The organism is Vibrio sp. G-C-1, from assembly GCF_021728015.1.
GTDB classification, from domain to species: Bacteria; Pseudomonadota; Gammaproteobacteria; order Enterobacterales; family Vibrionaceae; genus Vibrio; species Vibrio splendidus.
In genome coordinates, this window is the sequence record NZ_JAKKCR010000021.1 from 1 (window position 1) to 25,303 (window position 25,303).

The window sequence follows — 25,303 nt, forward strand, 5'->3', positions numbered from 1 at the left end:
AATACATCGAGTACTACAATACCAAACGTATAAAAGTGAAACTAAAAGGCCTGACTCCGATAGAATATCGAACTCAGGCCTTGAAAGCCGCTTAACAGAAATGTCCAACTTTACGGGGTCACTTCAGATTAACCGCTGGCTTGCCAACAACAAAAACAACAATTTGTTAAAAAACACCATATCTAAATATTGTAAGCGTCATGACTCAAGAAAGTGGCGTTCTCGAGTAAGAAATCTAACAAGGTTTCGGCCTGTAAAGTAAGTGCGCGACCTTTCAAAGATTGAACCTTAACCGTCGCCTTCGATAGCATCTCCAACTCGGTCGCAACCACTTCGATCTGCCCTGACTTGATCTCATCGATCACGGTGAGTTTGGGCATAAAGGTTACGCCCAACCCTGCTGAAACAAAGTTAGTCAGTGCGGTTACCGAATTGGTTTGAAGCTTGGGCTGCAAGGTAAGATGGGAAATTTGTTCGGCCTGCTTTACCAGCCTCCCCATGCCGGTCGAATTATCGATTAAGGCGAGAGAAGCGTCTTGAATATCTTGCATTACCACAGGCGATTCTTTCATCGTAAGGAAATGCCCTTTCGGAGCAATCAATTCGAGCGGATGGCTACGTTCAACGTGTGAGTGCAGTTTGGGGTGCGGTGCAGAAGCATAGGTAATCGCGAAATCGATCTGTTGATCTTCCAACATTTTTACGGCGTCCAATGCACCCGCAATCTCAATAGAAAGATTGATATCAGGATAACGAGTCATGAAGGTTTGCATCGGCTTTGACACCAAGTTGGTAATAAACCCTTCACCGATGGCAATGCTGACATTGCCTCCTTTGAGGTTTTTAAGCTTGGTTAGTCGCGCAAGCACTGCGGCCTCGCCACGAACAATGGAACGGTAGTAATTCAACAGCTCATTACCCGCTTCGGTTAACAGTGATTGGCGGTTGTTGCGCTCCCATACTTTCATTTCCGCTTGCGCTTCTAACTGTGTCAGCATTCGACTCATTGCCGCAGGATCAACGTTCATCATCTTAGACGCCTTACGTAACGACCCGTATTTCGATAAAGCATTAAGGTATTCCAGCGCGCGGATATTAAAGTGGTGCATTCAACTTCCTTGTGATTCAACTGACACTGATTCAAGCGTCTCACAAATTTACTGCGAACATGTATCCCAATTTATCAAGATCGTGTTTGCACTTACTAACTTGTGCACCGAGTCACTTCAAGCCTGCACATCAACCGTTTAAACGCTGAGTACTAGGTTCGGTCGAATCAAGTCATAGACATAATCAAGGTCATCATTGAGTTGAAACTGATTGTTGATGATGCCACCAGCCATGTGAGAATGCCCACCTCCAAAACCGATCCCTTTATCGTTCAGTGCCCTTTTAACTATATTTGCGACATTGTTATTGGAACACTCTGAACGAAGAGAGATAAAGGTTTTCTCATGACTCTTCGCAGTAAGCACTACGATATCAAGCTCATCAACACTTAATAGAAAATCACCTAATACACCGAGCATATTTTTAGGACAACCTTCAGGAAGCACCGCAAATGCTGCATTTTTTTCACGGCGTAAGTTTGTCAGCATCGAATTGAAAAGTTGCAACTCATGGAACTCGACCTGATTACGACAAATCTTGTTGACCATACTATTGTCGGCCTTCGCCTGAAGATACAACAGTGCTTTTAGGTCAGCAGCTCCCACAGCTCGAGTAAAGTTAGCGGTATCAAAGCTCAAACCGACCAATAGTGCTGTTGCAACTTTTTGTGGCATCGGCAAAGAAAAATAGCAGTAATACTCGACCATCATGGTTGCTGTTGCGCCATAATTTGCTCGCACATCTGAGTACCATACAAAATCAGGTACTTTGACTTGGTGGTGATCAATCACTGCGACTTCTAAACCTGGAACGTCAGTAACGTTCTTTTCACCGATACAGCCATCAACAACAATAATCTTGTCGTCAGGTTGTAGCTTCAAGTCTTTTGGTTCATAGATTGGAATCTCCAACCAATCAATTAGGTTCCTAAGTGACACTCTATCGATGTAACCATGAAAGGTAATAAATGGATGAAAGCCTTTCTTTTTTAATAGATAAGCCAGAGCGTACGCCGAAGACAATGCATCATGGTCAGGGAAGTCATGAGCTTGGACAATGATTCGTTTATTGCCTTTGAGTCTTTCTAGAAAGGTATCGAACTTTGAATTTGCCATAATCCAACTGCTAATAAAAGCTCTAGCTGTGTAAGAAGCTAGAGCTGATGTGTTAATGCTTAACTCTTATGAATCAAACGATACTCTGTGTTCGATAAAATCGCTTCTTCGAGGGCGTCTACACCTAATGTACTGTAACCATAGAAGTTTGGTTTGGCGCTCAATCTCAAAGACTGGACGCTAGAAACGACATCTTCGTCCATCGTTAACGAGTCAACTACAGCAGCCAGCAAATTCCTATTGCTTTTTGTCATTGGCGTAATAAATTCACTGACGCCACTGATTGAAGAATAGAGATATCCGAATTCCCCGCCGTTGTTTTCTTCAATGTAATAATTACCGGTTCTAGCGAACGACGCTCGGATTTCATTGACACTTTCAATGGCATTAAAAGGCTGATTAAAAAACTCTGAACCACCTGAATGTTCAAGCGTTTGAGGTACAAAACCTTCATCAGGGAAGACAAGGTAAGCGACAATAGCGTTATCTCTAGTAATCGCAGACAGTATGAAATTATCATCTTGATAATATTTGATCACATCATCACTACTTGAGCGTTTTATATATACCGGTGCGCCAAACGTTTGATCCAAAGCTTCAGCGGATGAACGAATATATATTCTCTCTAGCTTTCTATGAGATGGAATATCCGTCATTTGAGAAAGGCCAAAGTCGAACATCTTTTCCAATGCATCAAAGCTGTCATTAAAGCCACCCAAAGCAATAGAAATAACCGAGACCAAACCTATAGTACGAGCTAGGCCGCCTTTCTTTTGCTCTTCTAGCAGTGATTCTTGTGCATCTTGGAGTTCTTGTAATTCCTCTTGAATATCTTTAGAAATATCAGCACTCTGTTCTTCCGACATTTTTAACCTTTAATCTCATCAATTGTATCCATCAATGCATCTTTGCCGTCTTCAGCACGTTCCTGTACTCGCTCAAACGCATCGGTATCCATGATATCTTCAATTTCGTCGCTGTAATTAAGGCCTAGGTAAATACCAATAGCGATGAAAAATAAAGCGAAAATCTTAAACATATTTAATCTCACCTCTTCAAAAAGTTAAAGCACATGCTTTTCGCAAGTGCTTCAAAAAGCTTTACTTATATAATGCAATACGGCTGTTCACTTTCTTCAAGTAATTTTTCGTTTCATCGTATGGCAACTTCGCAACTAGGTGGTTATACACCTCTTGTGGAGTCATTTTGTTGATCACTTTGGATGCTTTGCCGATACTCGTTGAGCGATCTTTGTTGAATGCCCGGGCAACGTTACCAGCGCCAGTGTTATAAGCCGCAATCACACAGTACAAACGACTTTCATCATTCTCAATCTTACGCAGATACTTACTGTTTAGGATATCCAAATAAGCGGTACCGGTTTCAACATTGATGACAGGCTGATACAAGTCCGAAACCTTCATTGGCGCATCGATATTGCGAACTTGTTTGTTCACGTCATGCCCCGCACTGGTTGGTACCACTTGCATCAAACCAAACGCCGGTACGTGTGATTTAGCATCAGGGCGAAAAGCGGATTCAGAATGCATAATTGCCATAATCAGTGCTGCATCTATTTCCCAGTTTTTACTTTCTTTCTCAGCTAAAGAACTGTACTTGCTTGCACGCGCTTTTAAGCTGTTTTCAGGAAGTTTAACTTTGTAGGTGACCACCTTTTTAGGTTTCACTGGCGTAGCAGCCACTTCCACTACAGGCTTAGGTTTCACAGCGTGAGTTTCAGGTGCTTTTTCAGCTGCGTCCTCTACGGTCATTTGAACCACTTTCGAAGGTTGCTTTGGTTCTGCAACTGGCTCTGATTTCACGACTTCCTTAGGGGATTCTACTTTTTCAACCAGTTCAACGATTTCAACCTGAGGTTCTAGTCGTGTTACTTCAATTCCGTGTTTAGCACGCATTTCATCGTACAGCTTAGTCTGTGCTGCAATACGCTGTTGCGCTTTGCTCAGGAGTGCCAGTTTTTTGTTGTGAGCACGCTGATAAATGAATGAATCTGGAATGCCCGTGTTTGATTGAATAAGGCGCTCAGCTTGAACATCAAGCTCATTCATTTGACTTTGCGTCTGTTCGATTACAAAATCCTTTTCTTGTTGCTCTTTTTCCCAAGAATACAAAACCTCGTGGTCTTGAGCTTTCAAGTCTGATAGCTCTACCACTTGCCCTGCAACTTCTACCGGGATTCCCTTTACAAGATCATCAATCTCTTCTGCACTGCTGTCTTTATCAACTAAAACAGAAACGGTCGCCGTATTATTTTCATAATCCACAGCGGTTTTAACTTGATCATCTTGCGAGTATTCAACTTGTGTGGTTTGAGAAGAAACCTCCCCTTCACCCCACGTTTTAATAAGGTCTGTACGACGTTCATCAAGCTGATTGGTGTATTCGTCACGCCATTGTTCATACTCATCCAAATACGCATTTACATAAGCATGGAACTCTTTGAGCCTTTCTTCTTGGGATTGACTGGCATTAACCACTGCATTGTTTAACTGCTGTTTTTGGTTATCTGACACCGCAAGCGTAGGGAAACTAATTGCCATAGAGATTGCTATCGCTAACCCTGTTTTGGTGATCGTTTTATACATAACTAACTCCGAGATTGCATTGTCTCGTCCTAAAATACATAGAAACAAAAGGCCACTCAATCGGCGGCCTTTTCACTTTAACTAATCGTCATACCACGATTATTTTTTCAAAGCATCGAATGCCGCTGCAAGATCTGTAGCTGCTTTCTCGTTGTTGAATTGATCCCAAAGTGCAGAATCTTCACCACCGACTTCGTCGATAACCTTATTCATGTTCGCATCATAAGCCGCTTGGTCCATGCCAACTAGAACGTACAAGCCACCAGTAGGGCTAGCTTGACTTACAATGACACGGCTGTTTGTGAGCGTTTTGTTCACTACGGACTTAGTGATATTTTCAAACGTCTCTTTAACTTCTTCTGTTACTAACGTTAAACCTTCAGCAGAAGAGGTTGATGTTACGCCCTCTGTCGCAGCTTGGAATAAGTTGCTTACGTCAGTTTCGAATTCAGCAGCAAGGTTTACACGCGCATCATTTACAGCAATCTTGCGCATAACACTCATACCCGCAGCGCTTTTCTTTGCGTAGCCCTTGGCAGCAGTAGCGATATCAGTAGGAATCACATCGCAGATCCAACCCGGAGCTGATACAGTAGGTGCATCAGGGAAAGTACAAGGCGCAAAGTTTTGCGTCTCTTTAACGGTCGCATTGTTGCTTTGACAGCCAGCTAAAACTGTTACCAATGAGGTAGCAATAAGTAATTTTTTCATAAGTTATTAGATTTCCTTAACGGCTCTTTCAGCTTTTTCCAGTTGGCATGGAATATCAGTAATTGCGCACTCTATACTTGATGCGTCGACTTTACCCATTGTGCCTTTTTTCATTTTTAGTGAGACTTCTTCGTCAATCACAACCCAAGAGTACTTGTCGGTCACCGCATTAACTTCGTTGTTTACAACGTAGCCTTCACCGATTGGGAAAATTTCAGTTTCGCCTTCCATCGATTTCATTGCATTTGAAAACAGAATATCTGTACCCGGTTTAATTTTCTTTTGTTTGCCCATTGCAACACGTACTTGAGTCCCAGCTGCACACTGGCGCATCTCTAAAACCGGAGCACTTGCCGCCAACATTTTGCCCAAGTCAGTAGAATACTTTACGGCTTCTGCAGCCGCTTTCGCAGCCATTGCGCCGTAACCTGATTCACTTACCGGGCAACGAGAATTGCTGGTCTCTGAAGACGAGTAAAAATCGCCTTCAAGTTTAATACGCTTCATCACTTCCATGCTTGGTAACGCCACTACTTTCGCAATCGCTTCTACATCAAAATCATAACTGCATGACGCTGGAACAACCTTAGTTTCACCTTCATCATTCTCGTAAGTACGACGCTCACTGAATGACGTGCTTAGGTCGGCACTGGTAATTTCCGTGATGATTGCATAATCAGCAATTGGAACGCCTTTGCTGCTTAGGCGACCACTCTGCTCTGCTAGTTTAATTTCGCTTTTTGCTTTGTTGGCAATTTTACGGTCAACAAGGTTTGCACCGGTTTCATCGATTTGAGTTTCTAATGCATTTCGCATTGCTGCCTGCATCTTTTTCGATGCCGAATTTTTGAACTCAAGGTCAACTGGAAGAACAACCACCTTAGTATCGTCTGAAGAAGGCAACTGAATGTCAGCGGCTTCGATTTCTACGCGTGTATCAGGCGTACATACTTCACTCACTGACGCACAACCAGACAAAGTTGCCAGTACAGCGCTAGCCATTAACGTTTTCTTTAACATTTATTCGCTCCGAACATGTTTGTTTTATTTTATTTTTTTAGAATCTGGAGTTTGCTATTTGATTAAACCTAGCGCTGCCCAAATCCCTTTTTCTTTTACTTGCTCATCGAAATGGCGAGCAGCCCCTTCGTCGGCATATGTGTAATTAGTGACAGAATTACCCGTAGAAATAATTTCACTGCGAGATACTGTTTTCGAATTCATGTTGACAACTTTGATATTCGAAACCAGTGTTGAAATAAATGCATCACCTACTTTATTTCTTCGTCGCTCTGAATCCACCTTCAGAATATGTGTTTGGTTCTTTTTCTTAGATGTCGATGTGGCAATATTAAATACAGAAAGTTGGTTGCCTAATAACTGGACGGCCTTGCTCGACTCTCGATCAGACGAAAGGCGAATATTGATCTCACTGCTTACTTTTTGATGAGTAACAACCAGTTGTTCAATTGAACTGATGTCAGCTTGATAGGTCGGGTTTAAAGGCGACAACATCGCAATACGCACTGATGCATCCTGCTGCGTTTGATGTGCGTTACGGTTATCCAGCCACCAAAGCAGTTTATCTTCATGTTTTAGGGCTGCGATTTCTCTCTGTGCTTTGCGGTTAATATCTTGAATTTCACGTATTAACTGCTGAGTCACTAAATTCTTCTTTATTTTAACTTCGACAAATGCCCCGAGAGCGTTCTCTTCCATCTGTACATATTCAATACCATTAAGGGTCAATGATTCGGTTTTCGTATTTACTTTGTTGTCTACTAAGCTATTTGAAAACCCGGTACCATTCGTGTCACGCGCGGTTTCACGCATATAAAAAGAAGATTCAACTTGAGTCCAAAGCTTCTCATTAATATTGTTCACTGCAATTTTTTTTGCGTGAGACAGAGTTCTTGCCTGTGCCACCGCATAGATATACTCGTTAGTATCTGCTTGAGGTTTCGAATACCAAGTTGGCTTAGTTGACTGACAGCCAGTGGTAAAAGCGATCCCAAAAAACACAAAAAGTACAAGGATTTTTTTTATATTTGTAAACATATGGCATCAAGGTCTAATAAATTTGCCGGCATGTTATATCTTCATTTAATAACATTCAAATTACCACACCAGCAGAATGGTTAATTTTCGATCAAAAATTTATGATGTTAATTTTTTCTCTGTTCAATTAACACTCACCAAGAAACGCAAATGACAAAAGCAACAATATAACCAACTGTTTAAATTGACTTAATCTTTTAAGCAGAAAACAAAAAAAACCGTAAAATTTAATTTATTATATTTTTTATAAGTGTGATAAAAATCATAATAAGTAGATGTACGGTTGAAAAATAAACTATTTCAACGCCCATCACAAAGAAACCATAACAATAAACTAATTGAAATTTTTATACTAAAAACTTAATTTGTGTTTATTAGTTACACTAAAAACAATCAAAGTTTTTAATTAATTTAGAATAAAAAACAAAAATCGAAGATATTATAAATATGATCGTAAGAGATTTTTCTCACGAAAAGTCAACCTTATTTATAATATTACAACTACAAAAAAGAATAGAGAGGAAGAAGCGGTCAGCATGAAAATATAAGGTTTAATAAATACGATATTCTCAAAAATTAGTAGACAAAAGATACAGATTGATAGAAAAATATGGCGTATTTTCGAGCTAGTCACCCAAGAATCAAAGCGCTCACTCAATCGAGCAAGCTACTGAGAGTTGTCTCTAGTTAATGACAAGAAAGTACTAGGAAGTCACTACAGACCAACAAAGAAACTGATCACTAACGCGTTAATCAAATCAACAAAGAAACCACACACTAATGGCACCACAATGAATGCTTGTGGGCTTGCGCCATAGCGGTGAGTTACCGCGGTCATGTTAACAATTGCAGTTGCTGTCGAGCCAAGAGTGATACCACCGAAGCCTGAACATATCACCACAGAATCATAGTTTCGTCCCATTAGGTAATAAACGACGAATATCGTAAACAGCAGTGAAAGCAGGATCTGGATACTCATGACAACAGAGATATAGCCAAACAGTCCATCGAGATCCCAGATACGCAGCCCCATCAAGGCCATGGTCAAGAACATACCTAAGCAGATATCAGATATCATCGCTAAGCCTTTGCGGCCTTGAGCAATTTTCTCTTGTGTACGACGCTTCTTGAACAATGCTCGACCAATGTTTCCTATGAGGATACCGGCAATTAAGCAGCTTACGAATAACGGTAGTTTTAAGCCCATCGAATCGATAACTTCGCTCAGGCTGTAACCGAGCATCAGTGTTAAGTTGAGAATCAACCACGCCCACAAGACACCGTAATGGCTCAATTCAGTGCGAGTTTCACTTTCTTGGTATGCACCAACTGTCACTTCTTCTTCATTGGATGGGCTCACTTTGTGTTTATTGAGTAGGTAGTTGGCAATCGGGCCACCAATCACACACGCAGCAATCAAACCAACCGTGTTTGACGCCACACCTAGCTCTAGCGCGTTAGCGATACCGAACTCTTCCACAAACATTGGCGCCCACGCTAACGTTGTTCCTACGCCACCTATCAAACTAACAGAGCCGGACAGCAAGCCTGCTTTCGCATCCATTCCAAAGCCAGAAGCTACAGCCATCCCTACCACGTTTTGCAGAACGATAAAGACGGCAGCAAGAAACAATAGAATGAACAACGGACGCCCACCCTTAATCAGTGTCTTAATATCCGCTTGGAGTCCGATACCAGCAAAAAAGTAGAGAAGTAAAAAGTCTCTGACATCTAGGCTAAAGGTGATTTGGATTTCAAAAATATAGTAAAGCGCCGCTACGGTCGCAGCACAAACAAAGCCACCAATCACAGGCTCTGGTAGTGAATACTTTCTTAATACTTCAGATCGTTCAATCAAACCTTTACCGATAAACAGTAACGAAATCGCGATAGTAAAAGAGAGCATTGGAGAAACTAGGGTTTCTGTCATGGGGTAATGAATTCCTAATAGTTAGATTATTAATAATATTTCGTACTATTAATAATCTAGATTCATACCAAAAGATCAAGCGTTTATCGATGATAAAAACACCAAATATGGTTCATTCTACGACGCCATTAATAGAGGAAATAACTGTAAAGAAATGATTAAAGGGACTGATACTAGGGATGGATGTAGATGACGTGAAATATAGGGGCTCTAAAACGAGAAAACCCCAGCATTTCTGCTAGGGTTTTGAATAGTGGTGGAAGGATGGGGATTTGAACCCCAGATACGCTATAAACGTATACTCGCTTTCCAGGCGAGCGCCTTAAGCCACTCAGCCATCCTTCCACAAATTGTGTGTTGAGCTTGTCACTCAACGAGGCGCTACTTTATTGATTCTGCTTGCTTTGGTCAAGGGGCTTTGTCAAAAAAAGTGCCTTTTTCAGTTTGTTCGATTACAAATTAACTCATTAGATCAAAAACAAACCAAATTTCATTCTTTCGCTGCACTTACGCTTGTTGCTTTTCTTAAGCTTGTTGATAGTAGCCCGGAACTCGAAACCATTTACGGCACATATCTAGGAAGTAGCCATAAAGTACGCCCATACCACACGAGATAACCGCATTACTGGTTACAGCCGTAACGATCTGGTCGCTTGAAGCACCCACCGCCAATAAAATACCGGCATACACAGGCGACTGGAACAACACGTAAGCTAAAAGGTCAGAAATATTCTTCATCAACGGACTTTGTGAAAGCTTTGCACCATTACGTAAAAACCAATCACGAAAAAGACCATAAGGCCAAGCAATAGCAATGTTCACTGGGATAGATAACGTTCGAGAAGCGAGAGACTGCTCAAATGTCATACCAGAAATAAACACTTCTACGATCATGCCTGAAATAAAACAGAAAACGACCATAGCAAATGTATCCGCAGCTGCGTTTCGAATACAAAATGGACCACGAGACTTCATCGACGCCAAACCTAAAATATATCACTGCCTATTGAGTGAATTAGTAACATATAAACAAGGTGTATTTACACCCTGCCAGATAATGTCGCTATTAAATCATAAGATTAGCAGTCATACATTCCAAATTAAAAATCAAGTTGTAAATTAACAACCAAAAACCTCTTCAAAAGCAGTAGCTTCCACCAAAAAATCAAACCAAGGTCAAATGTTGGACAATTCGTCATTTACTTACCGTAATTAAACAACATTTAAGCCATCGGTAGATTTACGGTAATGATATTAATGACATCTTGTGTAGGTGGTGCTCCTAAAGAAACCTGCTCTAGCGCTTTATCGACTTGTTCAGTAAGTTCAGCGTTGTTCATAGGTTCAACGTGGGCACGTAGACTCTCTAGTGCAAATTGAATCAGTTCTAGGTTGTTGTCTTCTAGCGCCACATACAGCGTCACCAATAGCTCTTCGGTGTTATCTTTATTTCGCAGATCAGGTTTAGGCAGTGACTCGCTTTTACTTTTCGAGTCGTGTTTTTTTACATCTTGGCTTTCGAGAGAATCCGCTTTTACTTCATGGTATTGGTAAAGCTTATTTGAATAGCGGAACAAGGCGTCATCCAGTTCACGCTCATCAATCGGCTTAGCGATAATGTAGTCCACACCCGCCCCCAGCATACGTTCGCGAGTCTCTTTAAAGACATCAGCCGTACAACCAAATACCAGTACCGATGACACATCACCTATCAAAGCACGAATCGCAGTGGTTGATTCAACGCCATCCATCACAGGCATATGATTATCCATGAGTACCAAATCAAAGCGCTCAGCAACCACGGCTTGTATTGCAAGTTCACCATTTTCGACGCTCTTACAAGTGAAACCTTTGCTGCTCATGAAGGTTTCAATGATCACCGTATTGGTTCGGTTATCCTCGACAATCAATACTTTTAAGCCTGAGTAGTCCAACTTCTTATGTGGCAAGCTCTCTATCTCGCCAGGCTGGCATGGCTGAATCTTCAAGCGAACATCAAAGCTCGTGCCTATCCCTTCTTCACTGGTGACGGTAATACTGCCATCCATGAGTTGGGCAATTTTCTTCACTATCGCTAAGCCAAGGCCTGTACCGCCAAAACGCCTTGTTGTGGAAGACTCCGCTTGTTCGAAAGGTTTGAAAATGCGCTTTTGAGCTTCCTTAGAAATACCAATTCCGGTGTCGCGAACTCGAATACTAAGATAGGTGTCACTCCCCTCTATGACTTCTTTCAGGTACACCTCGACAAAGCCTCTGGAAGTAAACTTCACCGCGTTGTTCAAAAGATTAAACAAGATTTGTCGTAGACGTGCTTTATCTGAGAAGTACCAACGACCAGAAGGCACCTCAGAGTACACTTTGAATTGAAGTCCTTTCTCTGAAGAGAGTGTGAAGTAGACACTGTTGATACTGCCGATGATCGAATCGAGTGGGAAGCGAGTCTCATCAAGATCCAACCTGCCCTGCTCGATCTTCGAAAAGTCTAAGATTTCGTTAAGTAAGGTCATCATGTGATCACCGGACTCATACAAACTCTTGAGATGCTTCTCTTGTTCAGAATTTAAAGGCGTTTTTAATAGGATCTGAGCAGTACCCAATACCCCATTCATAGGAGTACGAATTTCATGTGACAGGGTCGCAAGGAAAGCGGTTTTTGCATTGGTGGATGCCTGAGCTTTAACCTTTTCCGCTTCGAGATAAATGGTCTTTTCGTTGAACGTTTTAATTAAGTGACCAATTTCGTCTTCACTTGAGTAGTCAACATCTATGATTTCGCCTGCTTTCGAGCTATCTACCTGTGCAGCAATCGTTGTAATTGGGCTAATCAAATAACGGTTCAATAAGTAGTAGCCCGCCATCACACAAAGTAGCAATAGCGGAACAATACCACCCTCAATACTCATCACCTGACGAAATACTTCGTCTGCTACACGTGACTTAGAATTAACCACATCCACTTGCCAACCGAAATCACCAAATTGATTGCTACTGATGTAGATCCCTTCAACGAGATTGAAGTTATGCGAAACCAACACTTGATTGAGCTTATCTCTGAGCATAATGCCAAGATTGTATTCTTCGGCGTGGTTCTTGATAAAACCTAGCAACTCTTCAAGTGAGAGATCCACCGTCGCTACGCCAGCAAAAATGCCGTCGTAATAATAAGGCGATGAAGCAGTAATCATTCGAACGTGTGTGTATGGGTCGATATAGACATCGCTCCAAGAGATCGTTCCTTGTTTTTTGTTGACTACAGAGGTGTACCAATACTCTTCTTGATAAGGGGTATTTTTAGGATTGTTATAAGAAAACAGCTGATCAATTTTTCCATCGTCGGCTTTATTGAAAAAGTGGCTGTTAAGAAGCTTTTTAGGGTCAAGCGCATAAGGTTCAGGCCAAATTCCAGCACTGACGATCGTATCGTCGCTCGCCGCCAACATGAATTTAAAGAGCGGAATAACATCATCACCGTTACGATGCGCTTGCGCAAACCCAACGAGACTGTCTACAAAACCTTGAGAGCTGCTGAGCGGCTCTGTAATCAATGCGGATAAAAGTTGCGTACGCAAGTCGAGGTTTTGTTGTAATTTGGCGCGCACAGGGGATTCTACGACGTAATACGTCACACTACCGACAATGGCAATAAACATCGCAAGGTATAACCCAAGCGCTACCATACTTTTTTTCTTTAAAGACGACCGTATCTGCATAATTCTTTTATTGTTTTCTTTTCTGTTAAACCTAGTGTTTATCATCCATGACATCAAGCCTTTTTAGATTGAAGCTTGATTGGCACAAGTTCATTGGTACTATAAGCGCAAATATGTTCCCTTTTACGGTACCTCACTTTGACTTTACAAGATATTCTTGCGCTTCCAGAGTTGGAAGGAAAGCTAATCACAGAACACAAAACAATGGGCTTTGTCACTGCAATGGCAGCGGCACCTAATGTGTTAACCCCTCATGAGTGGCTACCGTTCTTATGGGGTGGCGAAGAAGTCGCGCCTTTTACGGATGGTGAGCAGCTAGAGAGCTACATTGAAGTTATCATCACGCTTTGGAATAAAACACGTCCTGAACTAATTGAAGGAACGTGGGTTTGGCCTGAAGCTTGCCAATTGGATGATGCAGAAGTGGTGAATACCGCTGCTCGCGATTTCTGTGAAGGCTTACTTCAAGGCTGGCAGATCGCCCGTGATGACTGGGAAACATTGATGCCTGAAGAAAGCGAAGACAACGCACTCGTGGGCGGTGTGTTGCTTTCACTGAGCATGCTTTACGATCCAGAAACGTCAATTGCGACACTTGCAGAGCAAGGCATCGAAGGCCTAGAGCAATTCGAAGAGATCTTTAACGCTGTTCCTGTAATGCTTTGCGGATTAACGCAGCGTGGTATTGCCCTGGCTGAAGCTCAATAAAAGTTAGCTTTATACATACCCAAAAGGCCTCACAATGAGGCCTTTTTTCGTTGTTGGACGAGATCAAAATTGTAGCTCTAGAAGCCTTTCCAATCGAAGTCATCAATTCGCTCGTCGGCGATATAAAATAGTTTAGTACCGCTGCTGACCACTTGGTCTAGTTCTGGGTTAAGTTCTATACCACTCCCCGTATCAATCGCGATCAGCGTTGCTTTGTACTTCTCTTTAAACACAGAGAAAATAGGCGCGACGGTGACAGGCTCAGCGTCTTCAGGGAAATACGTTGAATATTGTGTCATACCTCTTGTTGAGCTCAATAGCTCTTGATGAAGCGCACTTGAACCTGGGTCTACCGCAGCCTTTGCTAGCATCTCTGCACCCACAGCCGGAATACATTCAGAGTTTGGACAATGTTTGTGTAGCAGGTCGCTCAGCGCTTCATCTTTAAAATAAACCAGTAAGTGAGCTTTCGGATTTCGGTTAGCACAGTAAAGTGCTGCAGACAGGGTAATGTCGTCTTCTGGGTTATCAATCAGGATGCAACTCGCAGACTCAATACCCGTTTTCTCCATCTCTTTGCCATCTGTGTAGCTGTTTACTTTAACGAAATTGATTTCACCGGGTAACGGGTTTTCGATATCTGAACGAGTACATAATACGATTGGTCGCTTACCCGTTTCTTCGTGTTGCAGCATGCGGATGAGGTGAATAGTTCTTTGTTCATTCCATCCCAACATCAAAATGTGGTTGTCCACTCTAACTCTCCTTTTCCCTAGCAAGCCCGCTCGCCAATATTCAACACCTTCTGTTGCCACTTTACCGAGTAATGCGGCAAAAAGGCTGAGTCCACCCGGAATCACAAATAGAATGACTATCCACTGCCCCGCAGCTGTGGTTGGTGACAAATCACCATAACCAACTGTAGAAGCCGTCACCACCAAGTAGTAAGCAAATACGGTAACCGAACTGGTTAAATCTGTTTCACCCGCCAAATACAGCATCGACCACGATAGAACTATGTAGCCAAGAAAAGTGAACAGTAAGTTTTTGCCATTCAAAACAAAGATGTTTGCTTTGATCCAGCGTTTGAGTTGTAACCAGATTATCATTCGAGCCTCTAATCCATTTCTCTTAGTTACATGCTAGAAAAAATACGCGATATCAACAAGATGTATCTTAAGAAAAAGGCACATGAACCCAAAACAATACCAATAGTCGACAATTAGGTGCAAAAAGGCTTAGAAATATATACAAACAATTTCTTGGAGTTAATCAAACCTGACGAGGTTCGCATACCAATGTATAAGCTTTACCCTGCTTAAAAAAGAAATACACACATAGAATTAGTGCTTCACCAAACACCTTTTCTCCGCGTTCACACAGTTGAAAATGTGCCTCGCCTTTATCCATATCGATACTCATTAACTTTGAGTCACTGAACTCTAAGTAAGTCTTAACATGGGGGTAGATGGCTTTAAAAATACTTTCCTTAGCAGAGAACACTAAGGTGACAAACCATTGGATGGGAAGGTGAGTCCTGGCTAAGTGCTTTATTTCTTGAGGGCTAACAAACATAGGCATGAGTGACATAACCTGGTTTTCGTTGATGAGCTCTTCAACATCCAAACCAACAAGGCTCACGTCGCTTAATGAACTGACCGTCGCTACCGCTAGATCATCGGTATGAGAAATGCTTCCAATCCAACCCTCGGGCCAAACCGGTGATCGGTGTTCACCGATGGGCAGTTCGAGGCAATCACACCCTTCAATGCGTAATGCGTGCAATGCCGCCCTACGACCGGCAATAAACTCCGCTTTTCGTTTAGTCACTGCACGCTTCATTTCATTTGGTAACGCGACGTCAAGTTCTTGAAAAAGGCAATCTGTATACCTTTGTCGTTCAAAGTGGTACTGCCAAACCTTAATATTTTGCGAGCCAAAGGTGAGCAATTGCAAAAAAGTCATACGAGTTACTTCCCCAGAGGCACAATTAATGGAGTATGACTTACAGGATCATCAATAATAACGCTATCTAAGCCAAATACTTGCTTAACGAGTTTAGCGTCAATTAAAGATTTAGGTTCGCCTTGTGCGACAATTTCTCCACCAGCAAATGCAATCAGATGATCCGCATAACGACAGGCTTGATTCAAATCATGCAGCACGGCAACGATAGTGTGCTTTTTCTCTCTATTGAGGCTTCGGAACAACTCCAACAAATCGATCTGGTGTGCAACGTCCAAATAAGTTGTCGGCTCATCAAGTAATACTATCGGTGTCTTTTGCGCTAATACCATGGCGATCCAAACTCGTTGTTTCTGACCTCCTGATAGTTCATCGACCTGCCTCTCAGCTAAATCGATGACACCAGTATCTTCCATCGCTTGGAAGACCGCCTCTTGATCATCTGAGCTCCATTGCTTGAACAGTTTTTGATGCGGATAGCGACCTCTTGCCACCAAATCAACGACTCGAATCCCTTCAGGAGCTTGTGAGCTTTGTGGCAGTAACCCTAACTCTCTCGCCAACTCTTTAGCTGGCACCTTTTGAATATTCTGACCATCAAGACAAATTTGACCTTGAGAAGGTTTCAACAAACGGCATAAGCTTCTCAATAAGGTAGACTTTCCGCACCCGTTGGGTCCGACAATGACCGTAAATTTATCTTCAGGAATATGAAGTTCAAGACTTTCACAAATAACGCGATTCTCGTATGCAAGTTTAAGGTTATTTCCGTTTAGTCGAGAGGTAATGTTGGATTTAATCGGTGTCGATAGGCTCATAAACTTCTGATTCATTTAAGTTAAACAATATCCCCTAAGTAACCTTTAGCTATTTGCTTATTTAGCGGTTTGATTACTTAACTAATTAGCTCTAGCTATTCAGTTACTTGGGAAAGCGCAGCATCAAGAATAGACTTGATGCTGCTCAAGGTTACGCATGGTTTCTTCGGGGCTAAAATAGGCAGCGTTACACGATTTCAAGTTCAGTTGGGTACCCCATAACCAATTGGACCAACTTGTCACTTTTGAGTACTGATCTAACTCGGTAAAACGAGTTTTGCTTTAACACTCATATACTTGACAAATAATCGGTAAACTTAAGAAGTATCGCTCTCATTAGTCGTATGCGTACCTATGCCTAAAACTGGCGAGATCGGGTCAATAGCCAAATTAAATATATGCCACCAACAATACCCGTCATCCTGCCTATGGGCACGCTTGCTTGAAAAGGCAACCATTGAATTAAAACGTCCGCAGTTAAGACCAACAACGCGCCCATAAGAGCTGAGGAGAACAAGGATAATGCTCGCGACTTTCTCAATCGACCAACTAATTGAGGAGCAGCAAGGGCAATAAAGGCAATAGGCCCAGCAGCTCCTGTCGCGAATGCGGCTAAGACCACAGCACAGAAAATCATAGAAAGACGGACTCGCTCTACTCGGATACCCAGCTGAGTTGCGATGTCATCCCCCATCTCTATCATGGCAAGCGCACGCTTTAGCATCATCATAAAAGGGAGGAGGAGAAATACCCCTATAAGTACAGGATAAACATGTGTCCATGTCCTAGCATGCAGTGATCCTGCAAGCCATAGATTAGCCAAAATGGCATTGTCCAAATTACCCTTAACTAACATCAGGCTGTTCAGCGCACTCAAAATGGACCCGATCCCAATACCAGTGAGTATTAAGCGATACCCTCCAACCACTCCTGCTTTTACCGCGAGTAAGTAAACGATAACGGCCGTGATTACTCCGCCGACTATCGCCGCGATTGCAACTTCTATTGCCCCTTGCTCAAACAAAACTATTTGAGCAATTGCACCGGTCGCAGCCCCCGTAGTGAAGCCAATGACATCTGGAGAACCAAGAGCATTTCTTGATACCGATTGAAATACCGCACCAGAAATGCCTAACGCAGCCCCAACAAAGACCGCAGTAAGAACCTTAGGTAGTCTTATGTTAAGAATTATTCGCTCTTTTACGCCCCCCTCTCCAACCCCAAGAATGATATCGGCCACTTGAGGCAACGAGATATTAAACTTACCCAATGTCATGGAATAAGTTGCAATAGCGCAAACTGATATCAACAAAATCAAAGCGACAAGTATATGAGACGGTTGATAACAGAAAGAAAACTGACCGAAGCGTACAATACTTCCCGAGCCAGAATTTTGAAGAGTGTAAGGCTCAATCATCATAGGGGAGATATCTTCCAACGTTTCACTAAGAATACAAAGAATGGCCCACCGATTAGAGCAATCATAATGCCTACACTGATCTCATTGGGATACCCGACGATCCGGCCTAGCACATCGGCGACAACCGCCAGAATGGATGCAATCAGTAAAGAGAAAGGCATCAACCATTTATGATCCGGCCCCGCCGCCATCCTTGCAATATGAGGGGCAGTAAGACCAACAAAGCTGATAGGACCAGCAGCCGCAGTAGAAGTCCCCGCTAAAACCACAATAGCAATAGAAGCAAAACACCATATTTTGATCGGGTTAACACCTAAGGCGTGACCAATATCGTCCCCTAACGAGACAGTATCTAAGGCTTTACTTAATGAAAATGCGATTACTAATCCAATGGCTATTAACATGGAAGCCGGGATCAAGACATCGTAACCTCGCCCTTGAAATGACCCCACAGCCCAATGTCTATATTGTTCAAACACCATTTCATTACTGTTTATTGTGATCATATGAGTCAGTGCAAGCAACACAACCGACAAAGCTGTTCCCGCCAATACAACTCTTACAGGGTTAACCCCTTTATTTACCCCAGCAAGGGCAAACACACCCGCTCCGGAAACAGTCGCCCCAAGTAAACCAAACCACATCACATAGGCCATATCATGGATGCCCAGAAAGGCTATCGCTGAGACTATGGCAAATGTCGCCCCCGCATTGACACCGAGTATCCCAGGGTCTGCTAATGGGTTACGAGTTAAGCCTTGCATGATAACGCCTGCAACACCAAGCGCACCGCCAACAACTAAAGCTAACAAGGTGCGTGGAATTCGAAGATGGACAACCAATAGATGATCACTGTTGGTTGGATCAAAAGAAAAAATCGCATCCAAAGTCACTACCGGCGATATGTAATGCGTGCCGATAAATAGGCTAAAACACGAGGTAAAAAATAACAACACGAATCCCGCCATCAACCATCGTCGTCGTTGTCCATTTCTTATCTGTTCAAATGCTTCTGCAGGACCAGTAATACTTGTCATCACGGACATCCTTTACCCATTTTCCATTGGCATTAGCCATTAACCTGCATTTGTATCTCGTTCAAAAAGCTGAACAATGTCATTAACGATTTCAGTGGCACTATACATATCGATACGAAATGAATTCTCACCTAGGCCAAAGACTTGTTTATTCTGGACGGACGGAAGGTTGATCAAGATTGGGTCATGCATGAATCGATTAGCGCTGTCATCACTCGCTTCTAGCAAAAATGTCGTATCAGCTTTAAGTTGAGTCAGCAGTTCAAAGTGGACGCGCATAAAGTCTGATAAAGGCACGGTGTTGTCATGCCATTGACGATTTTGCACTTCCATTTTGAAACCGAGGTCAGTGAGCAAGTCCGCATGAACGCCGTCCTCTAATGCGATAGCATTGGTTGCTCCAGGTCCAAAATACGCCACAATATTGGTTTCGCCTTCTGGTATCTGTAGTTTGTTTTTACTCTGGTTAACGAACAACTCAAACTGGCTAATTTTTTGTTGGGCTTGTTCTTCTAACCCTGTCGCCTGTCCAAGCCTCAAAGCTAAGTCTTGCCATGATTGTGCGGTGTAATCCAAAATAATGGTTGGTGCTATTTGCTTAAATTCAGCTATTTGATCTCTCGCCGAATCACCACCGCGCCATGCTACAACAATCAAATCAGGTTCATAGATATAGGCAGACTCTAAATCAACGCTGCCGGCAGGCCATGCCTTTTCCACGCTTCTCTGTTCAGCAATATCTGCCCATTGACTAAAAAATTTCCCTTCATAAGTGAGTGCTGTTGCGGCTAAAGGAGCATCAATCGCCAGTAGCGTCCCACTAATCGTCACCGAGGTAGAAAGGATTCGAGTTGGTTTAGATGGGATCACTGTCTGTGAGCCATCCGCATTAACGAAAGTCTTGGGATAAGTATTTTGAGATGTCATTTCGGCTTCTGCTAAAACAGAAGCCGAAGCTGAAATCAAAAACACAACAATGATTTTTAAAATTATATTGATTCTCATTTACTATTTGCACTTCATTTAGTCTGCGTTTAGTGAATTAAATGGTCTTGCTTTGGTGATTACTAAGTCAGGAAAATCACGGCTGAAACATCTGTAGAGTAAATTCAATAAAGCTGATTAGTACTCTTCATCCATAACTTCATGACGTTCATCATGGTACGCTTCTTCATCCTTACCTCGTTTCCAGTAAGGAATCGCATACATATCTTTTCTAGACAGCTTGTACTCTTGTTTAAGCGCTTTACGACACGCAATCACGCTTTCATTTTCACCCGCAACGAAAGCCGAAAGCGAGTGAGATCCATTAGGTGCAATTAAGCCGGAAATGGCTTTGCTCAATAGATATTGATCACTCTTTTCGTCTCTCATTAGCCACTTCAAAACCAGACCTTTCGGATGCTTAATATCATGTTTATCTGCAGCATCCTCTATCTCGATAAATACATAGCCTTGAGTGTCAGAGGGAAGACTCTCCAAAATAGCACTAATGGCTGGCACTGCTGTTAGGTCTCCCGCAATAATATGCCAATCTGCGGGTTCAATTAATGGCTCAGGCCCAGCAGGACCTACAACGCCAATTTGGAAACCTTGTTCTGCTTTAATCGCCCACCCACCGCCGGGAGAATCGGTTCCGTGGATCACGAAATCGATATCAAGTTCATTCACATCCGCTCGATAATTTCTGACGGTATAGGCTCGAGGCACGGGTTTATGCTCAGGCCAAATCACAGTTTCACCTTCTCGGTAGGGTAACTGTAAAACTTCACTCTCCCGATTGGGTAAAAACACTTTTATGTGTGTACCATTTTGGTCTTCAGGGAACCCTTTTAAAGAGTCGCCTGTAACGGTCACTCGCAGCAGATGCTTTGAGATCTTCTCTTTTCGAACAAAGTCCAACAACATCGGATATAAACGCACTGGTTGATCGCTCATCAATCTTCCTCTTAAAGATACAGTATTGAGGGGGAAGCATGACTTTGGTGGGAGCCTCTCCCAGTGATCAGAAGGTTACTCTTAAAGCCTCGATGCTATGTTCTCAAAATAAATGCCTTGCTTTGAACAAGGCTTTTTATTTTATCTAACCGATTAGAAGTACAATTCTACTGAACCACCAATTTGGCGAGGTGCTTGCTTCGTAATATCGTCTCCACCGAAATTAAATGTTTCTTTCTGAGAATCAAACAAGTTTGTAGCGAATAAAGACATACGTCCGTTAGTAAACACATAGGCAACTTGTGCATTTGCAACCCAGTAAGCATCAATACTCTGGTTCGCTGAGTTTTCAACGTCACTGAAGTACCCTCCAGTATAATTCGCATTACCACTCAACTCGAAATTCTCAGCAAACATGTATAAAGCACCGAAGCTTGCAGTCAATGAAGGAGCACGGGCGAGCTCTTTTGAGTCATTAGCATGATCTTTGTAGCTTGTTTTTAACAAACCAAGTGAAGCTAACAGCTCTAGGTTAGATGTTGTTAACCAACGGCTTCCTAGCTCTGCACCATAAGTATATGCCCCATCAACATTATCAACTTTCACATCACCTTGCGATGAAGTCTCCAATACTTGGAAATTATCATAGTCGTTATAGAAGACGTTAGTGGTTAACTCAAGTTCATTATCTAGTAGACTATGGCGAGTGAAGAATTCATAGTTCCAAACGTATTCGTCTTCATACGTATATGAAGAAAATGCCCACGTTTGATTATTAAAACCAACACCTCCACCTCCAGAGTTAAAGCCTTTAGCCGCTCGTATACCTACGGTTTGATCTGATTCAGGCTTATATGCAACTTCAAGTTTAGGAAGGAATACATTTGATGTTTCATCATAATCTAAGCCGAAAGGACCTGGGGCAACATAACGTTTCTTGTCTTCACGCTCGAATCGCCCTGCCGCTACAACTTCGATGCTCGGCATCACCAAGTAAGTCACTTCAGCGAATGCCGAAATAGCGCGATTATCACCTTCCATCGGAATAGATGATCCGGTCTGTTCAAATACGTCGTTATCTTCAGATTTGAAGTAGCGTAAACCAAACAAACCAGAGAGATCTTCGCTGAGCGAATCAAATCGAACCAAAGGCTCTATTTGGAACTCGTTACCCTTCGATTTGAAATCCTGTTTTCTTCCTGCAGGGTCAGTGATTCTGTCGTACGTACGATCGGTATAAATCAAATTATTTTCAAACACTAACGTATCTGAGATGTCATAAGACACATCCCAAATACCGCTTGTTGACTGGGTTTTGTAAATTGCTCTATTAATATTTGTTTGCTGAGATTCAGATTGAGGCCCAATAGTATCCATATGGGCAATCGTTAGCGTCGTCTTGAACCCTGGAAGACCTTCAGGTTCGAGTAAAAACTTACCTCGGGCAGTGGTCATCTCAATGCGATTAGGGTCACCGACAGGTTCATAGGAAGTAAGGTCTGCATAACTACTGCGTTTTTGCTGATCAACACTCAATCTAAAGGCTAATTGATCTTCCAGTATTGGCGCTGAGATAACCGCAGCGGTCTGAGAATAGTCTTGTTGACCAATAGCAGCCTTTACTTTGCTCTCAAAATCGTAAGTCGGATCATTAGATTTTAAAACGATTGCACCAGCGGAGGCATTTCGACCTTGAACATAGCTTTGCGGCCCTAGATAAACTTCCGCTTGCTGCATATCCCATAAAGAGCGAGGGCCAAACGCGACTTCAGAATAGCTGAGTGAACGTCCATCAATTGAAAGGTTCAACCTTGGCATAGACCCACCAAAGGCTGCTAGGCCACCGAACGAAGGACCTGAACCATCAACACCACGAATCGATGGTAGGTTATTACCCTGACCTGAATCTACAATGTTTGGGATTAGCTGCAGCAGATCATCAACCTCAGATGCACCTGGAGTACTCGCGATACGGTCTTCATCATACACATGCACGCTTGAGCCAGTATCATAAATCGAACGTTCTATTTTCTCACCGTATACTGTGACTTCAAAAATAGTTTTATCTTCACTAACGGTAGTTTCATTATTTTTGTTTGCCGCGGCAAAAGCTTGACCACTTACACAAAGTCCCATGATAACTAAAGATAAGGTGCGTCGTTTGAATCTGCTATTTCCTAGCTCATTCACTGCCACGGGGCGGAATGCTGTCATTTAAAATTCTCCTTGATATAACATTAACTTTAAGTGACTCATGTAACTGCATATAAGGAGAACTAGGGAAGACATTCAAAGGTGTTAAAAACACAACAACTCAAAACGAGTAAGATCTTTACTTCCTCTGCTCCTTATTGACCACTGCTTTAATACATAAGCCAAAATTCCGACTAAAAATCGTCACATTGGACAAGCCCTGAAATCACTCAACGAATAAGTTGAAAAATGAACATCCTTTCAATGTCCTGACGAATTTCAACCGTACCTTATCGGTTGCATATTTAAATGTAAAGCATTCTCATTTGATATTGATAACAATTATCATTATTGCAATATCCTAAGTCGAGAATTCTGATTTTTGATGGTTAGGGCAGCTAACGAGTGCCCCATTCATGAAGAGGGATTGAGACAAAAATTTGAAAAATAAGACAGAATTATGCTTATGTAGAGCTAATCGAAGACAGAGTTAAGAGCTTTAGAGAGGTACTTTAGTAGATGATTGGCATGCTGAGTACATAATCCTACTCAACTCTGAGCTGCTAAGCGGTAGCCTACCATTCCGCCATCATTGACACCAAAAATAGAATATTGCTCTATCCCTAAAGCGCCTAGTTCGGAATGGCTATAACTGAGTCGTGAACACTCTATCTCAGACTTACCATATTCATGAAAATCAGGACTTGTTAACTGATAGATATTGGATTGTCTATAGGGTAACCCGTTCTTTACTATTATAGGTATTGCTATTGGTGGTATTGTTACGATTGGTAATATCTATTGCAAACAGCAGCTAATGAGATGAGATTAAGTTAACTTAAGTCTAATACTCAGGTACAAAAAAACCAGCACTATTGGCTGGTTTTTCGTACGTTAGATAAAAGAACGGCTTACGCGTTACCTTTTACCTGCACATTTAACTGCTCTGCAAAATCTAGCATACGGTTCAATGGAATAAGAGACTTAACGCGTAATTCGTCAGAAACGAAGATTTCATGTTGCTCACCACCATGCTCTAGTGCATTTTCAATCGCTTCAAGGCCATTCATAGCCATCCAAGGACAGTGTGCGCAGCTGCGACAAGTTGCACCAGCACCCGCAGTCGGCGCTTCAATCAGTTCTTTTTCAGGAACCAATTGCTGCATCTTGAAGAAAATACCTTTGTCAGTCGCGACAATCATCTGTGGATGAGGCAGCTCTTTCGCTTTCTTGATCAGTTGGCTTGTTGAACCCACAGCATCAGCCAGTTCAACAACACTTGCCGGTGATTCTGGGTGAACCAAAATAGCGGCTTCTGGATATACCGATTTCATTTTCTTCAGAGCATCCGCTGAGAACTCATCATGAACGATACACTCACCTTGCCAAAGCAACATGTCAGCGCCAGTTTGATTTGCGATGTAAGAACCTAGGTGACGGTCTGGGCCCCAAATAATGGGTTTGCCTTCAGCATCTAAGCTTTCAACAATTTCTAAAGCGATGCTCGACGTAACGACCCAGTCTGCACGTGCTTTAACAGCCGCAGAGGTGTTCGCGTATACAACCACTGTGTGGTCGGGGTGAGCATCACAAAATTCTGTAAACTTATCCGCAGGACAGCCAAGATCAAGTGAACATTCAGCTTCAAGCGTTGGCATTAAAATGCGTTTTTCAGGGGTAAGGATCTTTGCAGACTCACCCATAAAACGAACACCAGCGATGATCAAAGTGCTTGCTGAATGACGGTTACCAAACTTAGCCATTTCTAATGAATCGCCAACGAAACCACCAGTTTCTTCTGCCAGAGCCTGAATTTCAGGATCGGTGTAGTAGTGTGCAATTAGAACTGCATCTTTTTCTTGAAGTAGTTTTTTGATGTTTGCGATGTGGGCCTGTTTCTGAGCGTCGCTCAATGGAACTGGCTTAGGCGGAAACGGGTAAACTGTATCGATTTTATCTAGTATATGACTCATTGCTCTTGCTC

22 protein-coding genes and 1 tRNA gene are annotated in these 25,303 nt (G+C 42.4%); 2 read left to right on the forward strand and 21 right to left on the reverse strand.

Annotated elements, in window-relative coordinates; genetic code table 11:
- Positions 1–95 (forward strand): IS3 family transposase (locus L3V36_RS22230; protein WP_133146159.1); only part of this gene is annotated, 95 nt, incomplete at its 5' end.
- Positions 96–182: 87 nt separating this feature from the next.
- Here the strand turns inward: L3V36_RS22230 and L3V36_RS22235 are convergent.
- The 12 genes from L3V36_RS22235 to L3V36_RS22290 form a co-directional block, all read right to left on the reverse strand.
- Entirely contained in the window at positions 183–1,109 is a 927-nt protein-coding gene (locus tag L3V36_RS22235; protein WP_017083922.1) for a LysR family transcriptional regulator, read from the reverse strand.
- Between the two features lie 138 nt (positions 1,110–1,247).
- Entirely contained in the window at positions 1,248–2,225 is a 978-nt protein-coding gene (locus L3V36_RS22240; RefSeq protein WP_102447659.1) for a DHH family phosphoesterase, read from the reverse strand.
- A gap of 59 nt (positions 2,226–2,284) precedes the next feature.
- Positions 2,285–3,091: an ETEC_3214 domain-containing protein gene (locus L3V36_RS22245; protein WP_076648193.1), complete on the reverse strand. Its 807-nt coding sequence runs from the start codon at positions 3,089–3,091 to the stop codon at positions 2,285–2,287.
- A gap of 2 nt (positions 3,092–3,093) precedes the next feature.
- The gene (locus L3V36_RS22250; RefSeq protein WP_017062056.1) at positions 3,094–3,264 is read right to left on the reverse strand and encodes a hypothetical protein; all 171 of its coding nucleotides are present in this window, start codon (positions 3,262–3,264) and stop codon (positions 3,094–3,096) included.
- A gap of 61 nt (positions 3,265–3,325) precedes the next feature.
- Complete coding sequence (locus L3V36_RS22255; protein ID WP_102447658.1) at positions 3,326–4,831, reverse strand: transglycosylase SLT domain-containing protein; 1,506 nt, start codon at positions 4,829–4,831, stop codon at positions 3,326–3,328.
- 99 nt (positions 4,832–4,930) lie between these two features.
- On the reverse strand, positions 4,931–5,542 hold the full coding sequence (locus L3V36_RS22260) for a lipoprotein (protein ID WP_065681562.1): 612 nt from the start codon (positions 5,540–5,542) through the stop codon (positions 4,931–4,933).
- Between the two features lie 6 nt (positions 5,543–5,548).
- Complete coding sequence (locus L3V36_RS22265; protein WP_237296718.1) at positions 5,549–6,562, reverse strand: hypothetical protein; 1,014 nt, start codon at positions 6,560–6,562, stop codon at positions 5,549–5,551.
- 54 nt (positions 6,563–6,616) lie between these two features.
- The gene (locus L3V36_RS22270; protein ID WP_017094440.1) at positions 6,617–7,600 is read right to left on the reverse strand and encodes an LPP20 family lipoprotein; all 984 of its coding nucleotides are present in this window, start codon (positions 7,598–7,600) and stop codon (positions 6,617–6,619) included.
- A gap of 715 nt (positions 7,601–8,315) precedes the next feature.
- Positions 8,316–9,530 (reverse strand): sodium/glutamate symporter, encoded by a 1,215-nt coding sequence (gltS, locus tag L3V36_RS22275; RefSeq protein ID WP_017094439.1) that lies wholly within the window; start codon positions 9,528–9,530, stop codon positions 8,316–8,318.
- A 254-nt stretch (positions 9,531–9,784) separates the two neighbouring features.
- Positions 9,785–9,875, reverse strand: a tRNA-Ser gene (locus tag L3V36_RS22280).
- Between the two features lie 180 nt (positions 9,876–10,055).
- Positions 10,056–10,505 carry an L-alanine exporter AlaE gene (locus L3V36_RS22285; protein WP_017094438.1) on the reverse strand — a complete coding sequence of 150 codons (450 nt, stop codon included), beginning with the start codon at positions 10,503–10,505 and terminating at the stop codon, positions 10,056–10,058.
- Positions 10,506–10,753: 248 nt separating this feature from the next.
- Complete coding sequence (locus L3V36_RS22290; protein WP_017094437.1) at positions 10,754–13,207, reverse strand: hybrid sensor histidine kinase/response regulator; 2,454 nt, start codon at positions 13,205–13,207, stop codon at positions 10,754–10,756.
- Between the two features lie 171 nt (positions 13,208–13,378).
- Between L3V36_RS22290 and L3V36_RS22295 the strand changes: the two genes are divergently transcribed.
- Positions 13,379–13,948, forward strand: coding sequence for a UPF0149 family protein (locus L3V36_RS22295; RefSeq protein ID WP_017083925.1), 570 nt, complete (start codon positions 13,379–13,381; stop codon positions 13,946–13,948).
- A gap of 77 nt (positions 13,949–14,025) precedes the next feature.
- On the opposite strand, the gene L3V36_RS22300 is transcribed toward L3V36_RS22295, so the two are convergent.
- The 9 genes from L3V36_RS22300 to nadA form a co-directional block, all read right to left on the reverse strand.
- The gene (locus L3V36_RS22300; RefSeq protein ID WP_004736489.1) at positions 14,026–15,057 is read right to left on the reverse strand and encodes a potassium channel family protein; all 1,032 of its coding nucleotides are present in this window, start codon (positions 15,055–15,057) and stop codon (positions 14,026–14,028) included.
- A gap of 163 nt (positions 15,058–15,220) precedes the next feature.
- The gene (locus L3V36_RS22305; protein WP_102447657.1) at positions 15,221–15,913 is read right to left on the reverse strand and encodes a 4'-phosphopantetheinyl transferase superfamily protein; all 693 of its coding nucleotides are present in this window, start codon (positions 15,911–15,913) and stop codon (positions 15,221–15,223) included.
- Between the two features lie 5 nt (positions 15,914–15,918).
- Positions 15,919–16,731 carry an ABC transporter ATP-binding protein gene (locus L3V36_RS22310; protein ID WP_102447656.1) on the reverse strand — a complete coding sequence of 271 codons (813 nt, stop codon included), beginning with the start codon at positions 16,729–16,731 and terminating at the stop codon, positions 15,919–15,921.
- 358 nt (positions 16,732–17,089) lie between these two features.
- Positions 17,090–18,151, reverse strand: coding sequence for an iron chelate uptake ABC transporter family permease subunit (locus L3V36_RS22315; protein WP_102447655.1), 1,062 nt, complete (start codon positions 18,149–18,151; stop codon positions 17,090–17,092).
- Complete coding sequence (locus L3V36_RS22320) at positions 18,148–19,188, reverse strand: iron ABC transporter permease (RefSeq protein ID WP_102447654.1); 1,041 nt, start codon at positions 19,186–19,188, stop codon at positions 18,148–18,150. The genes L3V36_RS22315 and L3V36_RS22320 overlap by 4 nt, the downstream gene beginning before the upstream one ends.
- Positions 19,189–19,227: 39 nt before the next feature.
- Positions 19,228–20,193 carry a Fe2+-enterobactin ABC transporter substrate-binding protein gene (gene fepB, locus L3V36_RS22325; protein WP_102447653.1) on the reverse strand — a complete coding sequence of 322 codons (966 nt, stop codon included), beginning with the start codon at positions 20,191–20,193 and terminating at the stop codon, positions 19,228–19,230.
- Positions 20,194–20,310: 117 nt separating this feature from the next.
- The gene (locus tag L3V36_RS22330; RefSeq protein ID WP_102447652.1) at positions 20,311–21,126 is read right to left on the reverse strand and encodes a siderophore-interacting protein; all 816 of its coding nucleotides are present in this window, start codon (positions 21,124–21,126) and stop codon (positions 20,311–20,313) included.
- A gap of 153 nt (positions 21,127–21,279) precedes the next feature.
- Positions 21,280–23,340: a TonB-dependent receptor plug domain-containing protein gene (locus L3V36_RS22335; protein WP_102447651.1), complete on the reverse strand. Its 2,061-nt coding sequence runs from the start codon at positions 23,338–23,340 to the stop codon at positions 21,280–21,282.
- 890 nt (positions 23,341–24,230) lie between these two features.
- On the reverse strand, positions 24,231–25,292 hold the full coding sequence (nadA, locus tag L3V36_RS22340) for a quinolinate synthase NadA (protein WP_004736488.1): 1,062 nt from the start codon (positions 25,290–25,292) through the stop codon (positions 24,231–24,233).
- Positions 25,293–25,303: the final 11 nt, after the last annotated feature.

Bases quoted from the DNA above. Each gene is read 5' to 3' on its own strand.
- L3V36_RS22235 (WP_017083922.1), bottom strand. From the start codon at position 1,109: ATGCACCACTTTAATATCCGCGCGCTGGAATACCTTAATGCTTTATCG.
- L3V36_RS22240 (WP_102447659.1), bottom strand. From the start codon at position 2,225: ATGGCAAATTCAAAGTTCGATACCTTTCTAGAAAGACTCAAAGGCAAT.
- L3V36_RS22245 (WP_076648193.1), bottom strand. From the start codon at position 3,091: ATGTCGGAAGAACAGAGTGCTGATATTTCTAAAGATATTCAAGAGGAA.
- L3V36_RS22250 (WP_017062056.1), bottom strand. From the start codon at position 3,264: ATGTTTAAGATTTTCGCTTTATTTTTCATCGCTATTGGTATTTACCTA.
- L3V36_RS22255 (WP_102447658.1), bottom strand. From the start codon at position 4,831: ATGTATAAAACGATCACCAAAACAGGGTTAGCGATAGCAATCTCTATG.
- L3V36_RS22260 (WP_065681562.1), bottom strand. From the start codon at position 5,542: ATGAAAAAATTACTTATTGCTACCTCATTGGTAACAGTTTTAGCTGGC.
- L3V36_RS22265 (WP_237296718.1), bottom strand. From the start codon at position 6,562: ATGTTAAAGAAAACGTTAATGGCTAGCGCTGTACTGGCAACTTTGTCT.
- L3V36_RS22270 (WP_017094440.1), bottom strand. From the start codon at position 7,600: ATGTTTACAAATATAAAAAAAATCCTTGTACTTTTTGTGTTTTTTGGG.
- gltS (WP_017094439.1), bottom strand. From the start codon at position 9,530: ATGACAGAAACCCTAGTTTCTCCAATGCTCTCTTTTACTATCGCGATT.
- L3V36_RS22285 (WP_017094438.1), bottom strand. From the start codon at position 10,505: ATGAAGTCTCGTGGTCCATTTTGTATTCGAAACGCAGCTGCGGATACA.
- L3V36_RS22290 (WP_017094437.1), bottom strand. From the start codon at position 13,207: ATGGTAGCGCTTGGGTTATACCTTGCGATGTTTATTGCCATTGTCGGT.
- L3V36_RS22300 (WP_004736489.1), bottom strand. From the start codon at position 15,057: ATGATAATCTGGTTACAACTCAAACGCTGGATCAAAGCAAACATCTTT.
- L3V36_RS22305 (WP_102447657.1), bottom strand. From the start codon at position 15,913: ATGACTTTTTTGCAATTGCTCACCTTTGGCTCGCAAAATATTAAGGTT.
- L3V36_RS22310 (WP_102447656.1), bottom strand. From the start codon at position 16,731: ATGAGCCTATCGACACCGATTAAATCCAACATTACCTCTCGACTAAAC.
- L3V36_RS22315 (WP_102447655.1), bottom strand. From the start codon at position 18,151: ATGATGATTGAGCCTTACACTCTTCAAAATTCTGGCTCGGGAAGTATT.
- L3V36_RS22320 (WP_102447654.1), bottom strand. From the start codon at position 19,188: ATGACAAGTATTACTGGTCCTGCAGAAGCATTTGAACAGATAAGAAAT.
- fepB (WP_102447653.1), bottom strand. From the start codon at position 20,193: ATGAGAATCAATATAATTTTAAAAATCATTGTTGTGTTTTTGATTTCA.
- L3V36_RS22330 (WP_102447652.1), bottom strand. From the start codon at position 21,126: ATGAGCGATCAACCAGTGCGTTTATATCCGATGTTGTTGGACTTTGTT.
- L3V36_RS22335 (WP_102447651.1), bottom strand. From the start codon at position 23,340: ATGACAGCATTCCGCCCCGTGGCAGTGAATGAGCTAGGAAATAGCAGA.
- nadA (WP_004736488.1), bottom strand. From the start codon at position 25,292: ATGAGTCATATACTAGATAAAATCGATACAGTTTACCCGTTTCCGCCT.